General features: G+C 44.6%; 41 protein-coding genes. 38 read left to right on the top strand and 3 right to left on the bottom strand.

Annotated features, from left to right (window positions below; translation table 11 throughout):
- Window positions 1–69: 69 nt before the first annotated feature.
- The 16 genes from M3630_RS18690 (at window position 70) to M3630_RS18765 (ending at window position 7474) form a co-directional block, all read left to right on the top strand.
- Window positions 70–297 carry a helix-turn-helix transcriptional regulator gene (locus M3630_RS18690; protein WP_285861397.1) on the top strand — a complete coding sequence of 76 codons (228 nt, stop codon included), beginning with the start codon at window positions 70–72 and terminating at the stop codon, window positions 295–297.
- Between the two features lie 65 nt (window positions 298–362).
- Window positions 363–521, top strand: a complete 159-nt coding sequence (locus tag M3630_RS18695; protein ID WP_251253048.1) for a hypothetical protein — start codon at window positions 363–365, stop codon at window positions 519–521.
- Window positions 522–779: 258 nt separating this feature from the next.
- On the top strand, window positions 780–1340 hold the full coding sequence (locus tag M3630_RS18700) for a helix-turn-helix domain-containing protein (RefSeq protein WP_251253049.1): 561 nt from the start codon (window positions 780–782) through the stop codon (window positions 1338–1340).
- Window positions 1340–1525: a hypothetical protein gene (locus M3630_RS18705; RefSeq protein ID WP_251253050.1), complete on the top strand. Its 186-nt coding sequence runs from the start codon at window positions 1340–1342 to the stop codon at window positions 1523–1525. Before M3630_RS18700 ends, M3630_RS18705 begins: the two co-directional genes overlap by 1 nt.
- Complete coding sequence (locus tag M3630_RS18710; protein WP_251253051.1) at window positions 1522–1674, top strand: hypothetical protein; 153 nt, start codon at window positions 1522–1524, stop codon at window positions 1672–1674. Before M3630_RS18705 ends, M3630_RS18710 begins: the two co-directional genes overlap by 4 nt.
- A gap of 52 nt (window positions 1675–1726) precedes the next feature.
- Window positions 1727–1966 carry a hypothetical protein gene (locus M3630_RS18715; RefSeq protein WP_251253052.1) on the top strand — a complete coding sequence of 80 codons (240 nt, stop codon included), beginning with the start codon at window positions 1727–1729 and terminating at the stop codon, window positions 1964–1966.
- Window positions 1947–2225, top strand: a complete 279-nt coding sequence (locus M3630_RS18720; protein WP_251253053.1) for a hypothetical protein — start codon at window positions 1947–1949, stop codon at window positions 2223–2225. Before M3630_RS18715 ends, M3630_RS18720 begins: the two co-directional genes overlap by 20 nt.
- Window positions 2226–2396: 171 nt before the next feature.
- The gene (locus M3630_RS18725) at window positions 2397–2633 is read left to right on the top strand and encodes a hypothetical protein (RefSeq protein ID WP_251253054.1); all 237 of its coding nucleotides are present in this window, start codon (window positions 2397–2399) and stop codon (window positions 2631–2633) included.
- A 58-nt stretch (window positions 2634–2691) separates the two neighbouring features.
- Complete coding sequence (locus tag M3630_RS18730) at window positions 2692–3561, top strand: YqaJ viral recombinase family nuclease (RefSeq protein ID WP_251253055.1); 870 nt, start codon at window positions 2692–2694, stop codon at window positions 3559–3561.
- Window positions 3561–4505, top strand: coding sequence for a recombinase RecT (locus M3630_RS18735; protein ID WP_251253056.1), 945 nt, complete (start codon window positions 3561–3563; stop codon window positions 4503–4505). The genes M3630_RS18730 and M3630_RS18735 overlap by 1 nt, the downstream gene beginning before the upstream one ends.
- A complete protein-coding gene (locus M3630_RS18740; RefSeq protein ID WP_251253057.1) occupies window positions 4502–4681 on the top strand; it encodes a hypothetical protein in 180 nt (59 codons plus the stop codon). Before M3630_RS18735 ends, M3630_RS18740 begins: the two co-directional genes overlap by 4 nt.
- Window positions 4665–5027 (top strand): HNH endonuclease, encoded by a 363-nt coding sequence (locus M3630_RS18745; protein ID WP_251253058.1) that lies wholly within the window; start codon window positions 4665–4667, stop codon window positions 5025–5027. Before M3630_RS18740 ends, M3630_RS18745 begins: the two co-directional genes overlap by 17 nt.
- A gap of 21 nt (window positions 5028–5048) precedes the next feature.
- Entirely contained in the window at window positions 5049–6035 is a 987-nt protein-coding gene (locus tag M3630_RS18750; protein ID WP_251253059.1) for a DnaD domain protein, read from the top strand.
- A 14-nt stretch (window positions 6036–6049) separates the two neighbouring features.
- The gene (locus M3630_RS18755; protein WP_251253060.1) at window positions 6050–6754 is read left to right on the top strand and encodes a BRO family protein; all 705 of its coding nucleotides are present in this window, start codon (window positions 6050–6052) and stop codon (window positions 6752–6754) included.
- 10 nt (window positions 6755–6764) lie between these two features.
- Window positions 6765–7301 (top strand): Holliday junction resolvase RecU, encoded by a 537-nt coding sequence (locus M3630_RS18760; RefSeq protein WP_251253061.1) that lies wholly within the window; start codon window positions 6765–6767, stop codon window positions 7299–7301.
- Between the two features lie 26 nt (window positions 7302–7327).
- Window positions 7328–7474: a hypothetical protein gene (locus tag M3630_RS18765; protein ID WP_251253062.1), complete on the top strand. Its 147-nt coding sequence runs from the start codon at window positions 7328–7330 to the stop codon at window positions 7472–7474.
- Between the two features lies 1 nt (window position 7475).
- On the opposite strand, the gene M3630_RS18770 is transcribed toward M3630_RS18765, so the two are convergent.
- A complete protein-coding gene (locus M3630_RS18770; RefSeq protein WP_251253063.1) occupies window positions 7476–7694 on the bottom strand; it encodes a hypothetical protein in 219 nt (72 codons plus the stop codon).
- A 47-nt stretch (window positions 7695–7741) separates the two neighbouring features.
- Here M3630_RS18770 and M3630_RS18775 point away from each other — a divergent pair, with 47 nt between their 5' ends.
- Together M3630_RS18775 and M3630_RS18780 are read left to right on the top strand one after the other, a co-directional pair.
- Window positions 7742–8284, top strand: coding sequence for a tyrosine-type recombinase/integrase (locus tag M3630_RS18775; RefSeq protein ID WP_251253064.1), 543 nt, complete (start codon window positions 7742–7744; stop codon window positions 8282–8284).
- A gap of 40 nt (window positions 8285–8324) precedes the next feature.
- Window positions 8325–9221, top strand: a complete 897-nt coding sequence (locus M3630_RS18780) for a DUF5131 family protein (RefSeq protein WP_251253065.1) — start codon at window positions 8325–8327, stop codon at window positions 9219–9221.
- 21 nt (window positions 9222–9242) lie between these two features.
- Here the strand turns inward: M3630_RS18780 and M3630_RS18785 are convergent, their stop codons facing one another.
- Window positions 9243–9575 (bottom strand): Imm8 family immunity protein, encoded by a 333-nt coding sequence (locus M3630_RS18785; RefSeq protein WP_251253066.1) that lies wholly within the window; start codon window positions 9573–9575, stop codon window positions 9243–9245.
- Window positions 9576–10036: 461 nt separating this feature from the next.
- On the opposite strand from M3630_RS18785, the gene M3630_RS18790 reads away from it, so the two are divergent.
- The 3 genes from M3630_RS18790 to M3630_RS18800 are packed head-to-tail and all read left to right on the top strand — an operon-like array spanning window position 10037 to window position 10758.
- Entirely contained in the window at window positions 10037–10252 is a 216-nt protein-coding gene (locus M3630_RS18790) for a hypothetical protein (protein ID WP_251253067.1), read from the top strand.
- A gap of 18 nt (window positions 10253–10270) precedes the next feature.
- Window positions 10271–10438 (top strand): hypothetical protein, encoded by a 168-nt coding sequence (locus M3630_RS18795; protein ID WP_251253068.1) that lies wholly within the window; start codon window positions 10271–10273, stop codon window positions 10436–10438.
- The gene (locus M3630_RS18800; protein WP_251253069.1) at window positions 10435–10758 is read left to right on the top strand and encodes a BC1872 family protein; all 324 of its coding nucleotides are present in this window, start codon (window positions 10435–10437) and stop codon (window positions 10756–10758) included. Before M3630_RS18795 ends, M3630_RS18800 begins: the two co-directional genes overlap by 4 nt.
- Window positions 10759–10814: 56 nt before the next feature.
- On the opposite strand, the gene M3630_RS18805 is transcribed toward M3630_RS18800, so the two are convergent.
- On the bottom strand, window positions 10815–11120 hold the full coding sequence (locus M3630_RS18805; RefSeq protein WP_251253070.1) for a hypothetical protein: 306 nt from the start codon (window positions 11118–11120) through the stop codon (window positions 10815–10817).
- A 112-nt stretch (window positions 11121–11232) separates the two neighbouring features.
- Here M3630_RS18805 and M3630_RS18810 point away from each other — a divergent pair, with 112 nt between their 5' ends.
- From M3630_RS18810 to M3630_RS18890, 17 genes are all read left to right on the top strand, one after another.
- Window positions 11233–11382, top strand: coding sequence for a hypothetical protein (locus tag M3630_RS18810; protein ID WP_251253071.1), 150 nt, complete (start codon window positions 11233–11235; stop codon window positions 11380–11382).
- 39 nt (window positions 11383–11421) lie between these two features.
- Window positions 11422–11604 carry a DUF7167 family protein gene (locus tag M3630_RS18815; protein ID WP_251253072.1) on the top strand — a complete coding sequence of 61 codons (183 nt, stop codon included), beginning with the start codon at window positions 11422–11424 and terminating at the stop codon, window positions 11602–11604.
- 41 nt (window positions 11605–11645) lie between these two features.
- Window positions 11646–11816, top strand: coding sequence for a hypothetical protein (locus tag M3630_RS18820; RefSeq protein ID WP_251253073.1), 171 nt, complete (start codon window positions 11646–11648; stop codon window positions 11814–11816).
- Window positions 11817–11854: 38 nt separating this feature from the next.
- Complete coding sequence (locus M3630_RS18825) at window positions 11855–12088, top strand: hypothetical protein (RefSeq protein WP_251253074.1); 234 nt, start codon at window positions 11855–11857, stop codon at window positions 12086–12088.
- A 34-nt stretch (window positions 12089–12122) separates the two neighbouring features.
- Window positions 12123–12395, top strand: a complete 273-nt coding sequence (locus tag M3630_RS18830; protein WP_251251450.1) for a hypothetical protein — start codon at window positions 12123–12125, stop codon at window positions 12393–12395.
- Between the two features lie 32 nt (window positions 12396–12427).
- The gene (locus M3630_RS18835; protein ID WP_251253075.1) at window positions 12428–13072 is read left to right on the top strand and encodes a hypothetical protein; all 645 of its coding nucleotides are present in this window, start codon (window positions 12428–12430) and stop codon (window positions 13070–13072) included.
- Entirely contained in the window at window positions 13069–13644 is a 576-nt protein-coding gene (locus M3630_RS18840; protein ID WP_251253076.1) for a dUTP diphosphatase, read from the top strand. Before M3630_RS18835 ends, M3630_RS18840 begins: the two co-directional genes overlap by 4 nt.
- Window positions 13645–13657: 13 nt before the next feature.
- Window positions 13658–14044 carry a hypothetical protein gene (locus M3630_RS18845; protein ID WP_251253077.1) on the top strand — a complete coding sequence of 129 codons (387 nt, stop codon included), beginning with the start codon at window positions 13658–13660 and terminating at the stop codon, window positions 14042–14044.
- Between the two features lie 225 nt (window positions 14045–14269).
- Window positions 14270–14515, top strand: a complete 246-nt coding sequence (locus M3630_RS18850) for a hypothetical protein (protein WP_251253078.1) — start codon at window positions 14270–14272, stop codon at window positions 14513–14515.
- Window positions 14512–14823, top strand: coding sequence for a hypothetical protein (locus tag M3630_RS18855; protein ID WP_251253079.1), 312 nt, complete (start codon window positions 14512–14514; stop codon window positions 14821–14823). The genes M3630_RS18850 and M3630_RS18855 overlap by 4 nt, the downstream gene beginning before the upstream one ends.
- Before the next feature lie 281 nt (window positions 14824–15104).
- Window positions 15105–15479, top strand: a complete 375-nt coding sequence (locus M3630_RS18860; protein WP_251253080.1) for a hypothetical protein — start codon at window positions 15105–15107, stop codon at window positions 15477–15479.
- A 31-nt stretch (window positions 15480–15510) separates the two neighbouring features.
- Window positions 15511–15732: a hypothetical protein gene (locus M3630_RS18865; RefSeq protein WP_251253081.1), complete on the top strand. Its 222-nt coding sequence runs from the start codon at window positions 15511–15513 to the stop codon at window positions 15730–15732.
- A 248-nt stretch (window positions 15733–15980) separates the two neighbouring features.
- A complete protein-coding gene (locus M3630_RS18870; protein WP_016741572.1) occupies window positions 15981–16187 on the top strand; it encodes an XtrA/YqaO family protein in 207 nt (68 codons plus the stop codon).
- A 99-nt stretch (window positions 16188–16286) separates the two neighbouring features.
- Window positions 16287–16499 carry a hypothetical protein gene (locus tag M3630_RS18875; RefSeq protein ID WP_251253082.1) on the top strand — a complete coding sequence of 71 codons (213 nt, stop codon included), beginning with the start codon at window positions 16287–16289 and terminating at the stop codon, window positions 16497–16499.
- Between the two features lie 21 nt (window positions 16500–16520).
- Window positions 16521–17027, top strand: coding sequence for a sigma factor-like helix-turn-helix DNA-binding protein (locus M3630_RS18880; protein ID WP_251253083.1), 507 nt, complete (start codon window positions 16521–16523; stop codon window positions 17025–17027).
- Window positions 17028–17094: 67 nt separating this feature from the next.
- On the top strand, window positions 17095–17283 hold the full coding sequence (locus M3630_RS18885) for a hypothetical protein (protein WP_251253084.1): 189 nt from the start codon (window positions 17095–17097) through the stop codon (window positions 17281–17283).
- 270 nt (window positions 17284–17553) lie between these two features.
- Window positions 17554–17946 carry a hypothetical protein gene (locus M3630_RS18890; RefSeq protein WP_251253085.1) on the top strand — a complete coding sequence of 131 codons (393 nt, stop codon included), beginning with the start codon at window positions 17554–17556 and terminating at the stop codon, window positions 17944–17946.
- Window positions 17947–18017: the final 71 nt, after the last annotated feature.

Genomic DNA, 18017 nt, shown 5'->3' on the forward strand with positions numbered 1-18017 from the left:
TTTGTAGCTTATTCTTGATTTATGAATGATACAAAACGTCGCATTGGAGGGATTTGATTGCGGAAAAAAATGGTATCAAGGCGGAAGTATCTTGGGATGACACAACAAGATGTAGCCGACTTAGCAGGAATGACTCGTTCAAACTATGCTCACATAGAGAGAGGGCGTCACAATCCAAGTATTGATCAGATGAAATCAATATCAAAAGCATTAAAGGTTAAAGTAGATGTGAATTTTTTTGATAAGGATTGCGACGAAATGTATCGATGTGGTGACTCAGAACAAAAACCAGCTTAACGGGAGGTTCGACAACAATGAGACAAGCTGTAGCTCATACCCTTTATATAGGGGAGGGGATAAGCATGGAACGAGTAACGAACCAAAGCCAAGGTCCAAGCCCAGAAGCATGGGAAAGTGCTTACAGTTTTATCATCCAGAAAATCTTACCCAGGTTGATCAAAAGAGAAATAGCTGCTGGTCGATTGGCTCCACCTTCGAATGTTGTCGAATTGAAGGTATAGTACCGGGCAACCGGTGCTTTATAGGACAAGCCTTATCCTTAGACCACACAAAACTGCATGTAATTTTGTGATGAAAACGAGGTGAGACGAAATTGATACGCAATCGAGAATAAAGATAATCCCCCATGGTGAGCATCCAAGGGGGAGTCTGGAAGATGAGCTACCTCTAGGGTAACAAAACTAATTGCGTAAGCGTAGCAGAACGACCACACGAACAATAGGTAATCTCATAAATGATTACGGAAGGAGCAGAAAGTAATGGATTTATTACGTGAACTATTACGAGAAGCGCTGCTGACAAATAACATCACTCAGACAGCGATGGCTCAAAAGATCGGGACTAGTCAACAGAACATCAGTGACTACATATACGGAAAGCGTGCTATCCCGCCTGAACACATAATCGCAATAGCAATTGAATCAAGATGTCCAGAACTGATTTATGAGTGGGAAAGGTCAATCGGAATTCGGATGGATGGCCATTTAAACAACATCAATCTGGAGCCGTTACATGTAGCTGCTAAATGGCTAGAGGAAGTCAAGGAAGCTGAGAAAGCATTGTTAGAGCTTTTGCCTAAGCTCGTAAATCGAACAGCACCAGAAGATTTTGATTGCGAACGGCTCCGGGAGAAAGTACAGAACACGCTTGATGAAGTATACGACTCTGAAAAAGTGAGTAGGTATCTACGGTTTAGCTTTACCAAGATGGGGTTTGATCCGCGTGATGCCGAGCGAAGAAACGAAGCAAAAAGCAAAGCTCGTGGCTATCGGATCATGGTGAAGAAAAGAGTCCTATGCCCGATGGGAGGGATTCAGTAATGAATCACGACTGGAATGCTCGAGTTCTGGAGGTTTTAGAGAGGACATACAACTACGATGCTGCGATGACAGAACTATTGATGTCAGAGACTGCAAAGCGATACACCACACCAACAGAGCAGAACGAAAACTATCGAGCGAGATTGACGCAATTTAAAGCGGATATAAAGGAGGCGACAGTATGAAAGACCTGACAACAGCTCAAGGTGTCATTGAATTGGTTTGTGATGGAGATCGTCCGGTGGGACGCACAGTGATTACTATTAGCGAAATGACTGAACTTGTAATGATGACAGAAAAAGAAAAAACCGCCTGCAGTGAACAGACGGCTTAGGAAAAACATTGATAAACGAAGAGTACCATATCTTTCCGGGGAGGACAAGCCTATGAAAAAGTCAGTGGCTTCTCAGATAGCAGAATTGCAACGTGAACTTGAAAATGCAAAAAGCGCATATCGGCAAGCAGATGATGATTGGCGGTCGGTGGATGTGCAATATGTACATCTAAAACGGCTGCGTGAAGAAATAGATATTCATAAGCGGGATTTGGCAGATGAAATAAGTTGGCGTGAAAGAGAAATTACTTCATTACAGGAGGAATTGGAATATGAGCCTGTTAGCGCCTGATTTCCCTACTCATGTTGAGCGAACAGAGAATTTCCGTAAACAGCAGAAAGATCAATTGGCATTCGATGTTACAAATGAAGCTTTGGAAATGGAAATCAGAACACTGATGTTTGAGCTGGAAGATATCCAAGATACGCAGGCAGCGGCAGAAATACGAAGTGAGTTAGAGAGCATTTGGGAATTCAAAAATGATTATTCGCCCTTCGACAACTGGTTAGCTGTTCAGGAGCAAAAAAGAGAGTTGAAAAAACTTGCGTGATAAAGCGGGCTTCGGCCCTGCTTGCAGGATCAGTTGAACTGGTTTTGCAAGGAGGCTCGAACCTCCAATTTAATATACGGGGCATCAAGAGCGTGGCGCAGTCAATGGAGCTGTAACGGCCGCGTAGAGGTTGGGACGCGGCGCCTCGTGACCAAGAGGAAAGGAGGATGAATGAAAGTAGTGTGGAGCAAGCCAGTCAATGTAAAGAAGCGTCATGACCTGATTCAAAAAACAGGGACTCTAAAGCACAAAGTTACCATCGTAGATGCAAAGGAAGAATTCCATGGTGTCGATGTCAAAGTACGCGATTTCAGAGGATCAGAATACTGGACCACACTGGATGATGTTGAATTAGACAACGAAAAAGACTCCGCTGCAACGGAGCCTTTAGATGGAACACACAGCTAAAGAAGTTACTTCTAGCGTAGCGCGTTAACCTCTAAAAAACAAGAGGGAGGATAATGTCATGCAGGCATTACGGTTAGTAAATACGCTAAACATGCAATATGAAGACTGGCTGGAATATCGACGGCTTGGGATCGGCGGTTCTGATGCAGCAGCTATTTGCGGTTTGAGTCGCTACAAATCACCAATGTCAGTCTATCTTGAAAAATTAGGTGAGTTACCTCCAGTTGAGGATAACCCCAAAATGAAGGCAGGACGAATCCTGGAGCCTGTAATCGCTGAGTGGTTTGCAGAAGATACCGGATATAAGGTATGGCGCCGAAATGCAATATTCCAGCACCCAGAGCATCCTTTCATGTTGGCAAACATCGATCGATGGTTACCAGGGCAGAATGCAGGCTTGGAATGCAAGAACACCGCTGAATATTGCAAGGATGATTGGGCTGGAACACAGGCTCCAACAGAGTACATTCTTCAATGCAATCATTACATGGCGGTTACAGGGGCGGATAGATGGTTTATCGCCGTTCTGATCGGCGGCTGGGACTTCCAGTGGCGGGTAATTGAACGGGACGAGCAATTGATAAAGAATCTGATCACCATTGAAAAGGGATTTTGGGAAGAGCATGTATCAGCAAAGGTTCCGCCAGCATTCTCTCATCAAGATACCGAGTATCTCAAAAATAAATATTCCGAATCTGTATCGGATTCTTCAATCGAGCTTCCTGAGGATGCATACCAGATTATTCAAGAGCTACATCAAGCAAGAGTAGATAAATCACAAGCAGAAAAGCGTGAGGAAGCTGCAAAGAACCAGATTAAGGGATATATGCAGACAAGTGAAAAAGCGTATTTCCAAGGCGACCTTCGTTTTACTTGGAAGACTGGAAAACGTGGTCGAACGTTTCGCGTAATAGGAGGCGATGAGTAATGTCAGAAGACAAGACGGTAAATCAGTCAGCATTAGCCGGGCAGCTGGCACAGCGAACAATGACTAAGGCTGAAAATTTCAACGCCGTAATCAAGAAGGAACTTGCAGATAACTTTCAGGCTATCAAATCTTTGGTTCCTAAGCATATGACCCCAGAGAGATTAGCACGAATCACGTTAACTGCAATAAGCAGGACGCCATTGTTAGCAGAGTGCACACCAGCATCTATTGTTGGGGCTGTCATGAATTGTGCGACCTTGGGGCTTGAGCCCAACCTGATTGGACATGCCTACTTGGTCCCATATAAGAATAAACAAGGATTTTGGGAATGCCAATTTCAGATTGGGTATAAGGGACAAATCGATTTAATTCGGCGTACTGGGGACGTATCCAAGATTTATGCCGAGACAGTTTATGAGAATGACTTGTTCATTTACCTAAAAGGTGAGGATAAACGTCTCCTCCATGTTCCTTTCGATATGCTTCACCTCTTCGAAAACTTTGTTCCGAATAAAGATGATTTCATGGATATTATGATGGCGCAAGCTATTGGGATTATTAAATCTAGGGGAGCAAACGACCAAGGAAATCCAGTTCGTTACTATTCAGCTTACAAACTAAAAGATGGTGCTTTTGATTTTGTAACCATGACTGCTGAGCAATGCCAGAAGCATGCTATGAAACATTCTAGTGCAAAAAAAGAAGGTAGGCTTGTTGGCCCTTGGAAAGACCACTTTGAAAGTATGTGCAAAAAAACTTGCATCAAGGAAATGGCGAAATACATGCCGATCAGCATAGAGGTACAAGAAAAACTGGCAACAGATGAAGCTGTGCTGAAGCTTCGCAAAGATAACGGCATAGAGTCTGACAACATTTTCGATGTGGATTACAAGGTAGTAGATGAGGGGAATTCTGAGCCCGAGCAAGAGGCAACTGAGCAATGATAGAACGATGGTTTCCACTCCCGGACTTGTATCGGCTGTACGACGATCCTGAGACGCTAAAACGATTCGCAGCAGCATACATGAGGCGGTGCTATCCGGGATGGATACCACTCAAGATCAACCAATACAGAGTACTGGCACAAAGGCAAGGTGATGAGAATGGGCATGTTTCATGAAGTGCGAGCTGTTCCAAAACCCCAGCATAAGCGTCGAGTGAAGAAGCGAAAGGATCGCGGAAAGATCACTCCCAAGGTATTCGCTGAGGTTTGGGATCGGGATAAAGGCTGCTGTGTACTTTGCAAGAAAAACGAAATGCAGGCTTGGACGTTGGAAGAGCACCACATAAAGTTCCGAAGCCAAGGGGGTACAGGGGAAACTTGGAATGTTGCGTTGGCATGCGGTCCTGTCACACAAGCCGGAACATGTCACTGGAAGGCTCACAACACGAGAGCAGGCCGCCAAGCATTTGAAGAGTATCAAAGAACGGTGCTCCTTCCTCTCTATCAGGCAGGGGTATCGTGACACAGCAGGGAGGAGAAACAGTTGGCGAGAGCGCGAAATATTAAGCCAGGATTTTTTAAAAACGAAGACCTATCCGATTTGAGCCCACACGCAAGATTATTGTTTATTGGGCTGTGGTGTTTAGCTGATCGTGAGGGGTTTTTAGAGGACAGGCCAAAGCGAATAAAGGGTGAGCTTTTCCCTTATGAAAATGTCGAGATAGACGAGTGCTTGCAGGATTTACACGAAGCTGGTTTTATCCTCAGATACGAAGCGGATGGAGAGCGTTTCATCTGCATCCCGAAATTCAAGGACCATCAGAATCCCCACCATAGAGAGGCAACAAGCAAAATCCCAAAGCCTAGGGAAAGCAAGGACAAGCAAAGGGCTTTGACTGACCAAGGTAAGGCACAGCCTCAGAACAGCCTAGGGCTTTCCTCGGAAAATACTTGCCAAGGTAGTGACGAGCCTACTAAAAGCCGTGCTGATTCTCTGATTCCTGATTCCCTTAAACTGATTCCTGATTCTCTGATTCCTGATACCACTACTACTGATTCCAAGGAACAGAATAAAAGTGTGGTGGTGATCGGTGGAAGGGAACTACATGTTTTCAACAGCGTGATTAATCAGTACAAGCACTACTTCGTTTACGAGCCAAACCACATCATCATGAACTTACTACATAGCTATCTCGATGACGGAGTGCAAATGGACATGCTGGCTTGGGCAATGCGTGAGGCTGCTGAGAAGGGCAAGCCGTGGGGGTATGCAAAGGGAGCAATCGAAAAGCTTTTCTCCTGCGGAATCAGAACAGCAGAGCAAGCGGACCTTGCTGATAAGGAATTCAAGCAACAGCGTGAAAAGAATCCATCCGGCAAGGTGGTTCGACTGGTAGATAAGCTCCCGGAGAGTGTTCAGTGGCAAATGCAGCAAGCGAATAATGGGACAAAGCTTTCGCAGGAAGCAAAAGGCATCAACGATTATCCGGAAATGGTTGAACGGCTTCAGCGGATGAGATCGAGGGCATAACAGGAGGGATGATCATGCAACCACTTCAGAACGTTTTCAGCTTTCAGGCAAAACAGGTACGCATTGTGATGAATAACGGGGAGCCTTGGTTCGTTGCTCGTGATGTGTGCGAGGTGTTGGGACACAGTGATACCAGCATGGCAATACGGAGACTGGACGAAGACGAGAAGCTGACCCAAACAATGTTTGTATCAGGTCAGAACAGAGAGGTATGGCTGGTAAACGAGGCTGGGCTCTACTCGCTGATTCTCACAAGCAGAAAGTCTGAGGCCAAAGTCTTCAAACGTTGGATCACACATGAGGTTATCCCATCCATTCGTAAGACCGGGGCATACGCAGTAGAGCAGATTAAGGTCGTTCCCCTCAGTGAACGACAGGCGCTTATCCAGTCTTTGAAACTGGCGGCAGAATTGGCAGAGGAAATGGATGAGGTAAAAAACATCACTCAGACACACGGCCAGAAGCTAATAGAGTTGGAACAAAAGGTAGACGAGCAAATCACTATTGACCACGGCGAGCAGCGCGTTTTGCAGAAAGCTGTTGCCCGGCGGGTGTATGAAGTAGAGAGTGATTCCCTTCTCCGCCGAGAGCTGTTCCGGCAACTCCACAGAGAGATTAAAGACCGTTGGGCGGTAGCGAGTTACCGAGATGTTCGGCGTACGGAGTTGCAACAGGTTTTACGATACATCGATGCGTGGATGCCAAGACGAACGGCGTAGGAGGGAGAGAATGGGAATCCGAATGAGCCAAGCTAATCGGGGGAGAGGATTCGAAGACATCCTGAACTATACGAATCTTCAGTACGAAGGAGCAGGCATAGCCCTAATTAACAAGCGACCAACGCCAATTAAGGCAACAAAGACAAAAGGCAGCCGGGTACTAGCTGGATACTTCGAGGAAAAGTCTACGGTCGATTATGACGGCGTTTATCGCGGACGGGCGATTTATTTTGAGGCCAAAAGCACACGGGAACGGACACGATTCGACTTGGCAAACATAAGCCAACACCAGATTGAGCACCTGGAGAAGGCTGAACGAAACGGAGCAGTATGCTTCCTGTTGATTGAGTTTGCCACTACCCGCGAGGTATTTTTCATGCCACTGGCAACGATCAGGCATTACCTCCTGCATGCAGCAAGCGGGGGAAGAAAGAGCATACCTAAAGACGAGTTCGATGTCTATGGGTACGCCGTAGAGTCAACCAAGCGCGCTGCACTTGATTATCTCCTACTGGTGGACAAGCTGATGGGTAACGAAGCTGCATGAGCTTAGGTAAAGGGAGAGTGTGGAAGATGAGCGATACTCAGAAACCAAAAAGCAATAGTCCCGTTATCATCCCAAAAAAGATTTACGACTGGGCGCGGGAAGCAAGCGGAATCGGCCAACTCAACAACTACAAAGTTGGCGGCGGTAGACCATCCTGGAATGGAAAAAAGTAGCTCAATGAGGATAACGTAGCCCGTGCCCTCCGAACAGCTCGCGAACGTTGTTGTAGAGCCGCACATGCATGTCTGGAAAAACAATAGCGACATCTCCATCGGCAAGTTTTAGTTTATCCGACGGCTGCTCGATAACAAACGGTATCTCCAAGGACTGCAATGTTTCTTTCAGATAACCAATGTCAGACCAAGGCACCACATAGTAAAACGACTTTTCCATACGAAACACTCCTTTTTTCAATCATATCGCACTAGGGAGGGAATCGCATGAATTTCGTTGAGCCGATACGTGACCCAGGAAAGATTAAGGATATGAAACGACTACTTTTGCAGCAATCGGACCGGAACTACTTTTTGTTCGTGATGGGTATCAACACAGGATTGCGAATCTCTGATTTGTTGCCATTAAAAGTACGGGATGTAAAAGGGAAAAGTCATCTGCTTATCAACGAGAAGAAGACGAAGAAACGGAAGAAATTCAAATTGAATGCTGATTTGCGGGTAGAGATAGCGAGGTACATTGCAGGAAAAAGCCCAGATGAATACTTATTCGCATCATCTAAGCGTCCGCAACCGATTACGCGAGTACGATCGTACCAAATCATAAACGGAACAGCAGCACAACTCGGGTTAACGGAGATTGGCTGCCACACAATGCGGAAGACATTCGGATACTTCTTCTACAAACGCACAAGAGATATAGCAACTCTTCAGATGATCTTTAATCACAGTCATCCTCAAATAACTTTGCGGTACATCGGTATAAACCAGGACTTGATGGATGAAGCAGTAGACAATTTCAGCTTGTAGGATACACAAGCTCAATTATGTTAAATGGACGGTGAAATAGATGGGAACAGCAATTGAATGGACGGACGTGGTTTGGAATCCAGTCACTGGATGTAGCAAGGTGTCAGAAGGGTGCCGCAATTGCTACGCCTTTGCACTCCATGACATGCGGCATAAGGCATTTCTGGAAGGTAAGAAGCTGCCACAACAGTATTCAAAATCGTTCAAGGAGTTGCAGTTGTTCTCTGATAGACTCGAGCAGCCAGTTAAGTGGAAGAAGCCGCGGAAGATTTTCGTGAACAGCATGAGCGACCTATTTCACAAGGATGTTCCTGGATGGTTCATCAAACAGGTATTCGACATCATGATGAAAGCCGACTGGCATGTGTACCAGGTGTTGACCAAGCGCGCGGATCGGATGCGTGAGATCGTAACAGCTTACCTGGAACATGAAAAAATGGACAAGTTACCGCCTCATATCTGGATCGGAGTATCTGTGGAGAATGAGGATGCCAACAAGGAACGTGTCCATCATCTTGTAAAGACAAAGGCATCGGTTCGATTCCTCTCCTGCGAACCGTTGCTGGGCCCAATTGATTTATCTGTACATCTTAATTGGCTCGAGCGTGATACGGGAAAACCATATATCCATTGGATCATTGCTGGAGGAGAATCTGGCTCCAATGCTAGACCAATGCGCCAATACTGGGTGGAAAGCCTACGCGATCAGTGCAAAGAGTTTGGAGTAGCCTTTTTCTTCAAACAGTGGGGAGAGTTCTTGCCTCATGAAGACGATGATGAAGACCCGGAGTTCTGGGTAACTGACGAGGGCGCAGGGTTCGTTCATACGAGCATTCCCACGGATGATGATTGGGATTACATGAATCGGGTTGGAAAAAAACGAGCTGGTCGCCTGTTGGACGGTCAAGAATGGAACCAGTTTCCGGCGCACATTTAACAAAATGCTCAGGGAGGTAAATCAGCTCTCGGATTCCCATCTAGCGTATCTCCAAATTGCTTTGATGGTTTCGTCCCAATTGTCCCTGTGGCAGTTAGTAAGGAGTTGACGAATCTTGGTTTCTATTTTAGGAAGATTGAAGTCGGATGAGATAAGAAGCCCTCTACCGAGCTCAATATCATCTTCAATCACTCTAACTAATCGTTTTGGGCTTATAGCGGAAAAATAAAAAACTTCAGTACCGGGCTCGTCTTCTGGACCAATAAATGCTTCAAGGTCGATTAGAAAATCATCGGGATTATCACCCCAATCTTCATAGCTTATATGTAAGGTAACTAACTTTGGTTTGATCATGATGACACCTCTTGAATGAACTGTTAATTATGCCCATTCTCTCATAGGGGGTAAGAAACAAGGAAGATTTAATTTAACAAAATGTGTAGGGAAGTAACTATTGGTTGCCGGTATTCCTAACATCAAGAACTCTCTTTAACTGTTCATCAAGATTCCAATTTAGTGGCTTAGGTTCATGTTTCCATATTGATCCATTATTTAGCCACTGTTCACGAAATTCTTCAACGGAGATTTCGCGATCAAGATCATGATAACCAGACTGAAAACCACAACACGGGCAAATATTGAACATGGGACCGCCATCGTCAGTATATTGAGGGTGTTCGAGCTCATTCCATCCACAGACAACACACGTATACATTCCATAACACCTTCTTTGGTATAAGCTTTCAAATCAATAATGCTAGATTAACAAAATACTGAAAACAGTAGTTAACAAAATAGTTAGGGAGGAAAGGGGCATGCGAACTGAAGCGCTGAACGGCCTGAAAAAAGGCGATATAGTCGAGCATATAAAATGCCAACGCAGTCAATGGAAACACTTGAATCACGGAAGCGTCGATGGTGTATCAGTGTCCGGGAAGTCAGTCTATGTTCAATGGTATGACGAGAATAGAAAGCAGTTTCACTGGGCTAAGTATGATGCTCGGTTGATTGTAAAACGTGGCTTGAGGTAATAAAAAGGGGAGGAAAGAATGATGGAAAAGTGCTGCTACAAGGATTGTGAAGAAGACGCGGTTGTGAACGGAATTGTATATGCAAGGAACCCAGAAGGCGGTAAAGAGATTCCTACGGCTGTACAAGCTTGCGAAAAGCATAAAAGCGTTCCAGGTTTCTTTCCAAGTGATGGTGGTGACAAATGACCGAGCAGCAGATCATTGAAACGTTGGCAACGAAGGTGATGGGGTGGAAGGACGTTATCGGCGCTTGGAATACAGGCGATGACATCATCAATTACGGGGAATGGAACCCACTCCAGAACACAACCAATGCGTGGCAAGTGGTGGAGAAGCTAGAAGATCAGGGCTATGGCGTTGAGACATACTCACAGAAAAATGTTAATCCGGACAGAGATCCTATTCGAACAGTGACGTTATACACCAAGGAAGGATTTTTTGGCCACACCACAGGAGCGAATATACAAGAAGCAATCTGCAATGCAGCGTTAGAAACGGTCGCTTAACAAAACGGTAAGTTTGGAAATAAAAAGCTCCCCATCTTGGGGAGCAGAGCCGGGCATCACGCAGTTTTTCTCGCCAATATAAAGGTCCTCAGACCAATTGCTCCTAAAAGTAACCCGGTTGAGATTAAGAGTCCTCCGGCTGGCTCGGATGACAGAGGTAAGAATTGCCCCAAATTAAAGTAAGGCAGGACAACTACGCTAACCACGGATAAAGCCAACAAAACATTTGATAGCTTCTGATTCGCCAGTCCATCGCGGATAAGCAAAAATAATCCAGCGATAAACAGGTAGAGCACGTTATGTATCGGCACAGTACCTATGATTCCAATAACGATCAGTAAGGCTCCGAAGCATGCCAACATGGGATAACCTCCTCATATACACATATTTCCATTTTGAGGGCTGATCACAGGATTGTCAATCAGTGCTGAACCTTATAACAGAACAGTAATTAAAAAAGAGAGGATGATTTGCATGGTAGCAATCGAAAAGTATAGCGCTGTAAAATCGGACAATTATCGAGATATTCTCCGCAAAGGCGGCTATCCAGAGGAAGTACTTTTAAAATTGACTGATGAAGAATGTGAAGCTGAATACGATGCGGTAGAAGTGATTGGCGGGTAGTTATCACAACACACGATTTGTTAAATGGGAGGCATTCAAATGGCTAAATTTAGATTTTCTGTTTCTACCGGATATGTTGGGTCTGACAAGGAAGAAATTTACGAAATCGATGACGATGACTTGAAGGGCTTAACCGAAGAAGCTCAAGAATCCTTGATTCAAGAACACTATAACGAGTGGCTTTGGGAGAAAATTTACACTGGTTGGTCAAGGATTGATTAACACAACAATCGATGTGATAAACGAGGTGAATGTCATGGGAAATGCTTTTCAGGGAAGGAAAATCCGGATCATCTCTTGTGATCATCCCCGTAAATGGTATGCCGATAAAATCGGGCAAGAATTCATTGCCCAAAGTGAGTGCAGCAGAAATCGAGACAACCTCGTTGTTAGAACCACTGTCCAACAAGCTGGATGGCCATATGGATGGGTGAACAAAAAAGACTGTGAATTTGTATAGGAGGGGACAGATATGACAGAGGTTGTTTTGAATCTTGAAGAAAGCCAGCGATTTTTGATGGAAGACCCGGACAGCGTTGCGGTAATTATGGTCGATCAGGTGACGATCCTGCCAGTTGCAAACCAAATCGTTTATAGCGGCTACTCGTTCGATGTCGATTTCGAAAAGATGGATTTCACAAGCAAACGAAAAGTTCAGATGGTGCTGAATACCAAAGTCGAAGCTGTTATTGGTGAAGAAGGCTGACTATACAAAACATTACTTTTGATAAGGGGTGAAGATGGTGGAGTTTTTCAAAATCTCTTATGGTGGCGGTTGTGACACAAAAGTTATCATCGCAAACAATAAATACGAAGCAGTGGGCTACTACCTCTTAGAAGTACAAGAAGGTACAGGGTGTGTTGATGACATTGATGATATTGAAACTATGTCACCTGACCACGAAATTGAAGTGTCGTGCGTTGGATTTCCTGAAACAAAAACCTTGATGGAAATTTATAAAGAAAAACAGTTTTGGGATACGCCTCAAGTTGTGATTGGGCTTGAGTCCTAACAAAAACGTTTGTATCCAGGAGGGATGAGGGAATGAAGAAGCGTCAACGAAACAAAATTTTGAAGATCGTTGCTCGTCAGATTAACAGCGGTGATTTCACAAAGCTGAAGCCAGTCCACTTCCGATGCATCGATAAAACGATTAGCGACTATATAGACAAAAAATACATTACAGAGTGGCAGCCATGGTGGTACGACCAAATTGACAACTGGAGCAACATGAGCCTCAAGGAAGAGCATAAAAAGTTCTTTGATCAATGCCAAGAGGAGTTACAGGCGTGGACAGGCATCGAAATGGAGAAATATCACCAGTATTTTGATCTGAACCACAAAAAAGAGCAGAAGCAACAAGCGAAGCCTAAGCCGCGAAAACAAAGGGAACAGCCGATCAGGAAGCTCAGAAACCCTCGAGAGTACAAAATCCATGTCAATCTTGGAGGCGGCAAGACTGAATGGCGAACAATTATCGGAGAGCCTGCTTTCCAATATCGAGGATATGAGTTTTTCATTGCTCATTATGAGGGCTGGTGGTGCGTATCTGATGTTGCTGGTGGCCGTAGAATTGCAGAACATGATCGGTACAAAAAAGCGATTGAAATTGCGAAGGAACGAATCGAGAAGCACTATGACTCCTATGTCTCCCAGGTCACAAAATCAAAAGAGGAGGCAACGGCATGAATCTGACGCCACTTTTCGAAAAGCAACAGCAGCTTGATCAATACATCGTCAAAAAGAAAGGTTTGGAAGGGCAGGACCTGCTGCCAAACAAGATTTTGGCACTACGAGTGGAACTTGGCGAGCTGGCAAACGAATGGCGTGGGTTTAAGCATTGGTCAAATAACCAGGAACCTCGTTATGAACGAAAGTGCCATGCATGCAAAGGTCGGGGAAAGTTCGCACAAGTAGATGCATGCGGATATTGCGGCGGAACAGGTGTGGAGGCTAAGCCACTTCTGGAAGAGTACATTGACTGCCTGCACTTCATACTGTCAATTGGCAACGACTTGAACATTACAGACGAATGGGTGACAGACATTGATTTAAGCGAACCAGATTATACAGATGTGACAAGTCAATTGAATCATATATTCGGGCTCATTGACACTGACATGGACGCGCATGACTGGTTTGGGATAGCTGAGCAATTCATTTCTCTAGGATCGTTATTCGGCTTCAGTTGGGAGCAGATCGAACAAGCCTATTCTGAAAAGTGGGATGAAAACTTTCGACGCCAGAATGTTGGCTACTGAGGAGGGGAACGGGATGCAAGCAGGACGTGAGTTGGATGCGAAAGTAGCAGAGGCGTTAGGTTGGCATTGGGCAGAAACAGACTTTGGCTTGGAAGGGCTATTCCCGCCAGAAGGTGACCAGAGATACAACATAGCACTCTATGGACCACTTCGTTTCGATAAAGACGGGTATCTGGAGACGATGCCGCGATATTCAACATCATGGAACGGCATGGGCGTACTGGTGAAGGAAGCGCGGAATGAAGGGATATTTTTATGGTTTGAGCATGGCATATGCGAGGATTTTATAGGGAGTGCTTATGTTGGCGAAGAAGATCGCACATATGAGATCAAAGAAATAAATGATGCGCCATACGCAATATGTCTAGCATTCCTGAAGGCGAAAGGGATCGCAATTTAACAAAAGAGAAATTGTGGAAAGAAGGTCAAGAAATGAAATTGTTCATTGACGGTAGAGTTGTAGGTTCTGCTAGTCTTCTGGTCCACGAAATCCAAAAGCCATGTGAAAAATGCAAAAAGATGATCAGATATCGGCACTTTCATCGAGATAATGTCATACCGATTACAGTTCGCATGACATATTGCCGCTGTAATCTACGCGAGAAATTATGATGAGGTGAGCTGTATGGAAGTAAAAACTTATCCTGAAATGAATGCTCGAATCAAAGAAATCTTGCGACTTTCAGATTTCCCAACAGACAAATACGCAGCGAATCGCATCGAAGAGTTGGAAGTCGAAAACAGTCATCTGTTGGAACGAGAGAAGAAACTCATTGAATCGTTGAAAAAGATCGCCTACTGGCAGTATCCTGGTCGCCTAATCGCTGAAGAAACATTGAAGGAGTTTGGGATTGACGAGGAGGCCGTATGAAAATAATCGATTACGTCACCAAACAGGAAATTGGTGAAATGGAAGATCACACGTTTGAACCTGGAGGAAAATTTCGAATACCAACTCCGATCAAGACTTTCTACTTTCAAGTGATGAGCCAAGACTCTAGCGCGGTCTTCGTTAAACCACTCACGAAGGAAGAGTACAACATGGCTACTCCAGAACCAATCCAAGCGTGGGTTGATCAGCAGACAGATTTAACCCAAACAGAACGGGACGAGCTTGCAGAGGATTTGGAAAACTACTTCGTTCAGCGGCGGAAGCGAATAGAGCAAGAGAAATTGTGATGAGGCGGGGAAAGGCTTATGCGGATCAAGCTGAACCGGAAATTCGAAAGCACCCCAAACACAGTCTTTCATGACATCGCCTGGAAAGGTCCCGAACGAAAATACATGATCGCAGTCGGGTGGGCCCTGATAAAGGGAGACTGGTGGTGGATGGACAAGCCTGGAGACAAACCATTCTTTTGGTACAGGAGAGATCAGGGGCAAGTCTTAACACGCTGGGGAGTTTATTTTGGGAGGTTGGCACTTACCTTTATGCGCTCAAATCATTAGGGGGAATGCTTGTGAATTGCAATCTAAAGCAATGCGAATGGAACGCTTTTGACCAGTGTTGTTGCGCGGAGGTTGAAGATGTTCACGTTATGGCTACGCCTAATCTTACATCATGCACTTTCTTCTTCAATCAAAAGGAGAAAGTAGAAGAAGCAAGACAAGAGTATGTCGGATCGCTCCTGGCAGCTTTGGAGGAAATGAACTTCTCCGCCATGGATGAAGCGCGGCAGATTCTCCCTAACCTAAGTAGTGATCAGCTGCTTAAAGAAGGGGAATGGATCGAGAAGCTTTATGGAGATCATCAGGTGGCCAACGGAATGAGCGCGATGCTGGACGAGCTGCAAGCAATCGGCAGCGATGCATTCCGAGCCAAGTATTTAACGTAATATTTCGGGAGTATAGAAAAGGAGGGCAGGTATGAACGGGACAAGCCTTTGTGAAGTGTGCAATGAACGGGAACATACTCGCTTATGCGATTATGCGACGGGTACAGGGATTATCACGAGCTTTGATTTTAAGGAACTCACTGAAACGTGTGATAAGAAATTGTGCACAACATGCGCTGTTCATCTTTGGGATGATTGCGACATTTGCCCAGATCATGCAGAACATATAAAGAAAAAATTGTTTCGGGAGTAAAAAAGAAAAAACCACGCCCCATTCAGAAGTCGTGGTTAAAGGTAATCAGTTGCTCTTGGCTTTCCAACACATGTACACAAAAGCCAAGCAAATAATTGTTCCATTCAAAGCTATGTTTGTAAATTCAGATGGTAAGTGGATTTCAGGCACAGCAATACCTCCTAAAAAGAAAGCCCCCTATCGGGCGCCTGAATATGTGTTCTTCAAACCATATTATACCATGAGCATCTGGACAGGGGGAACGGAAGATGAGCACACGAGCAAAAGAAGTACAGATAGACACTGAAAGCATGACAATCACGGTTCCGGTGGGAAAAAATCCAGCAATGATCCTGGTAGACCCAAAACAAGGTAAAGCAAAGATAGTTCCACTGGTAGAACATGGTGAAACCGTGGTAAAATCAAGTCAGGGAAAGATTGCTAAAGTTGATTACCGCGAGAGCGAATTATTTTAATACAAGCCTGATACCGAGAAACGGGAGGGCGTCAGATTCACACCTACTACGGGTGTGTTCTGGCGCCCTTTTTATTTTGTCTAGAGAGGAGGACAAACCATGGCTAGAATCTACGAAATCATGCACGAGAAGCAGAAGCGTTACAAGGAACCAATCAGTTTTTCAAAGCATTTAGAACGGGTAAAAGCCCGATGTAAGAAACCAATACCCACTAGACCGGCAGAAGTAATGACGATCGAAGAGATAAAACGATTGATGGGCGACACAGGAAGACGACAGTTCCTGAAAGATAAAAGTAACGCACGTAAATAGACGCATTGGGGAGGGGTTCTCATGCAAGATTTACTAAAAAGCTACAAAGAGACTAAGAAAGGATTAAACGACGCCTACGAGCAGCGCAGAGCGAATGCGGAGGTAGGTAACGAGGAGGCAATGGCTGAGCGTCAATTGATTGGAGAGATGCGCGGTGAAGTAGATTGGATTATTGAATGGCTGGAGACAGGGAGACGACCTGGAAACAAGCGAGGAATTGAACGTCGGGCAGTATATGAACGAGAGAAGCTTATGGACCCGGTGCGCATGCAAGCTTTCGTCTCACGAAGTACAGCAGGCAGCCCATGTAACCTTACTGAGTGGCAGAGGTTTCAATTGGAAGACGCTCTATCCAGTCTTACAGAGCGAGAGCGAGAGTGCTATGTCCTGACACACGGGGAGTGTTTCTCATTTGATGAGACAGCTCGTATGTTACAGATCACAAAGAGCAGCGTGCAGACACTCGTTGCTCGGGCACAGGCAAAAATCTCAGATCGAGTATCTAACAGCCTTTTCCTTGTGGGATAGGCTGTTTTCTTTTGTAAAATATAGGGAAATGGAAAGGGGATGAATTTAGGAGAGAGGAACGTGGAGAATGGGTCTAGATTTACGAGTGAATGAGACTTGGTTTTCAACAGGGGCATGGCAGTTAGCGATTTACGCTATCTTGCTCTGTGTTGCCTTTATCATCGTCTACACAATCGTACCTAGATTTTTGCGGGGGATTGTTAGCGCGGCAACCATGTTAGGTGGAATATATCTATTCGCAAAATGGATTAGCTAAAATCCCTGTTTTTTGTCATACGAAAGCCCGCTATTAGTGAAAGGCTTGTATGAACCCCTCTAACCGCCTGGGAAACCGGGCGGGTTTTTTGTTCTTACAAAGTCAACTGAACGAGTGAGGGTACTCAATGAACTGAAAGATATCCACGCGAAATCGCTTGAATGAGGTTAATGGAATGATTTCGGCGATATATATAGTTATGGATTTACAAAAAGTAACAGGAAATGACTTCCTTCTGTCGAAGTTGTGGGCAAAAGGGAGGTGGGAATCATGAGCAAAGAAGCAGAAAAAATGTTATATGATGTTTCATATTTCCAAGAGCTAATGAAAACGGCTTTCTCGGACGCTTATGAAGCATATGAAGCATTAGAGAATTATGACGGAGATATTAAGTATGTCATAGCATTGAATTATTTGAATTTGTCTTTTCAAAGCTATGTAGAGCTCAAAAGGGTGATGCATGAAAGTGAATTGCATCATTACGAAATAGAGAGCTTTTTCACGGCGTATGAAGAATATAAATTTCAATTCAAAAAAGTAATTACGCAAAAAGATAAAAATACATCTTGGTTAATCGGTACTCACGACAGGCTATTTGAAAGCTGGAAATCAACTAATGAATTTTTGGTTGGTTATATTAGGACCAATAGTAACCGTCGGTGAAAGAATGTAAATGAACTCACAATTAAGTCGTTCAAATGAACGGCTTTTATTTTTTGCAAAACAAACTCAAT

Source organism: Brevibacillus sp. MER 51, from assembly GCF_023714195.1.
Taxonomy (GTDB): domain Bacteria; phylum Bacillota; class Bacilli; order Brevibacillales; family Brevibacillaceae; genus Brevibacillus.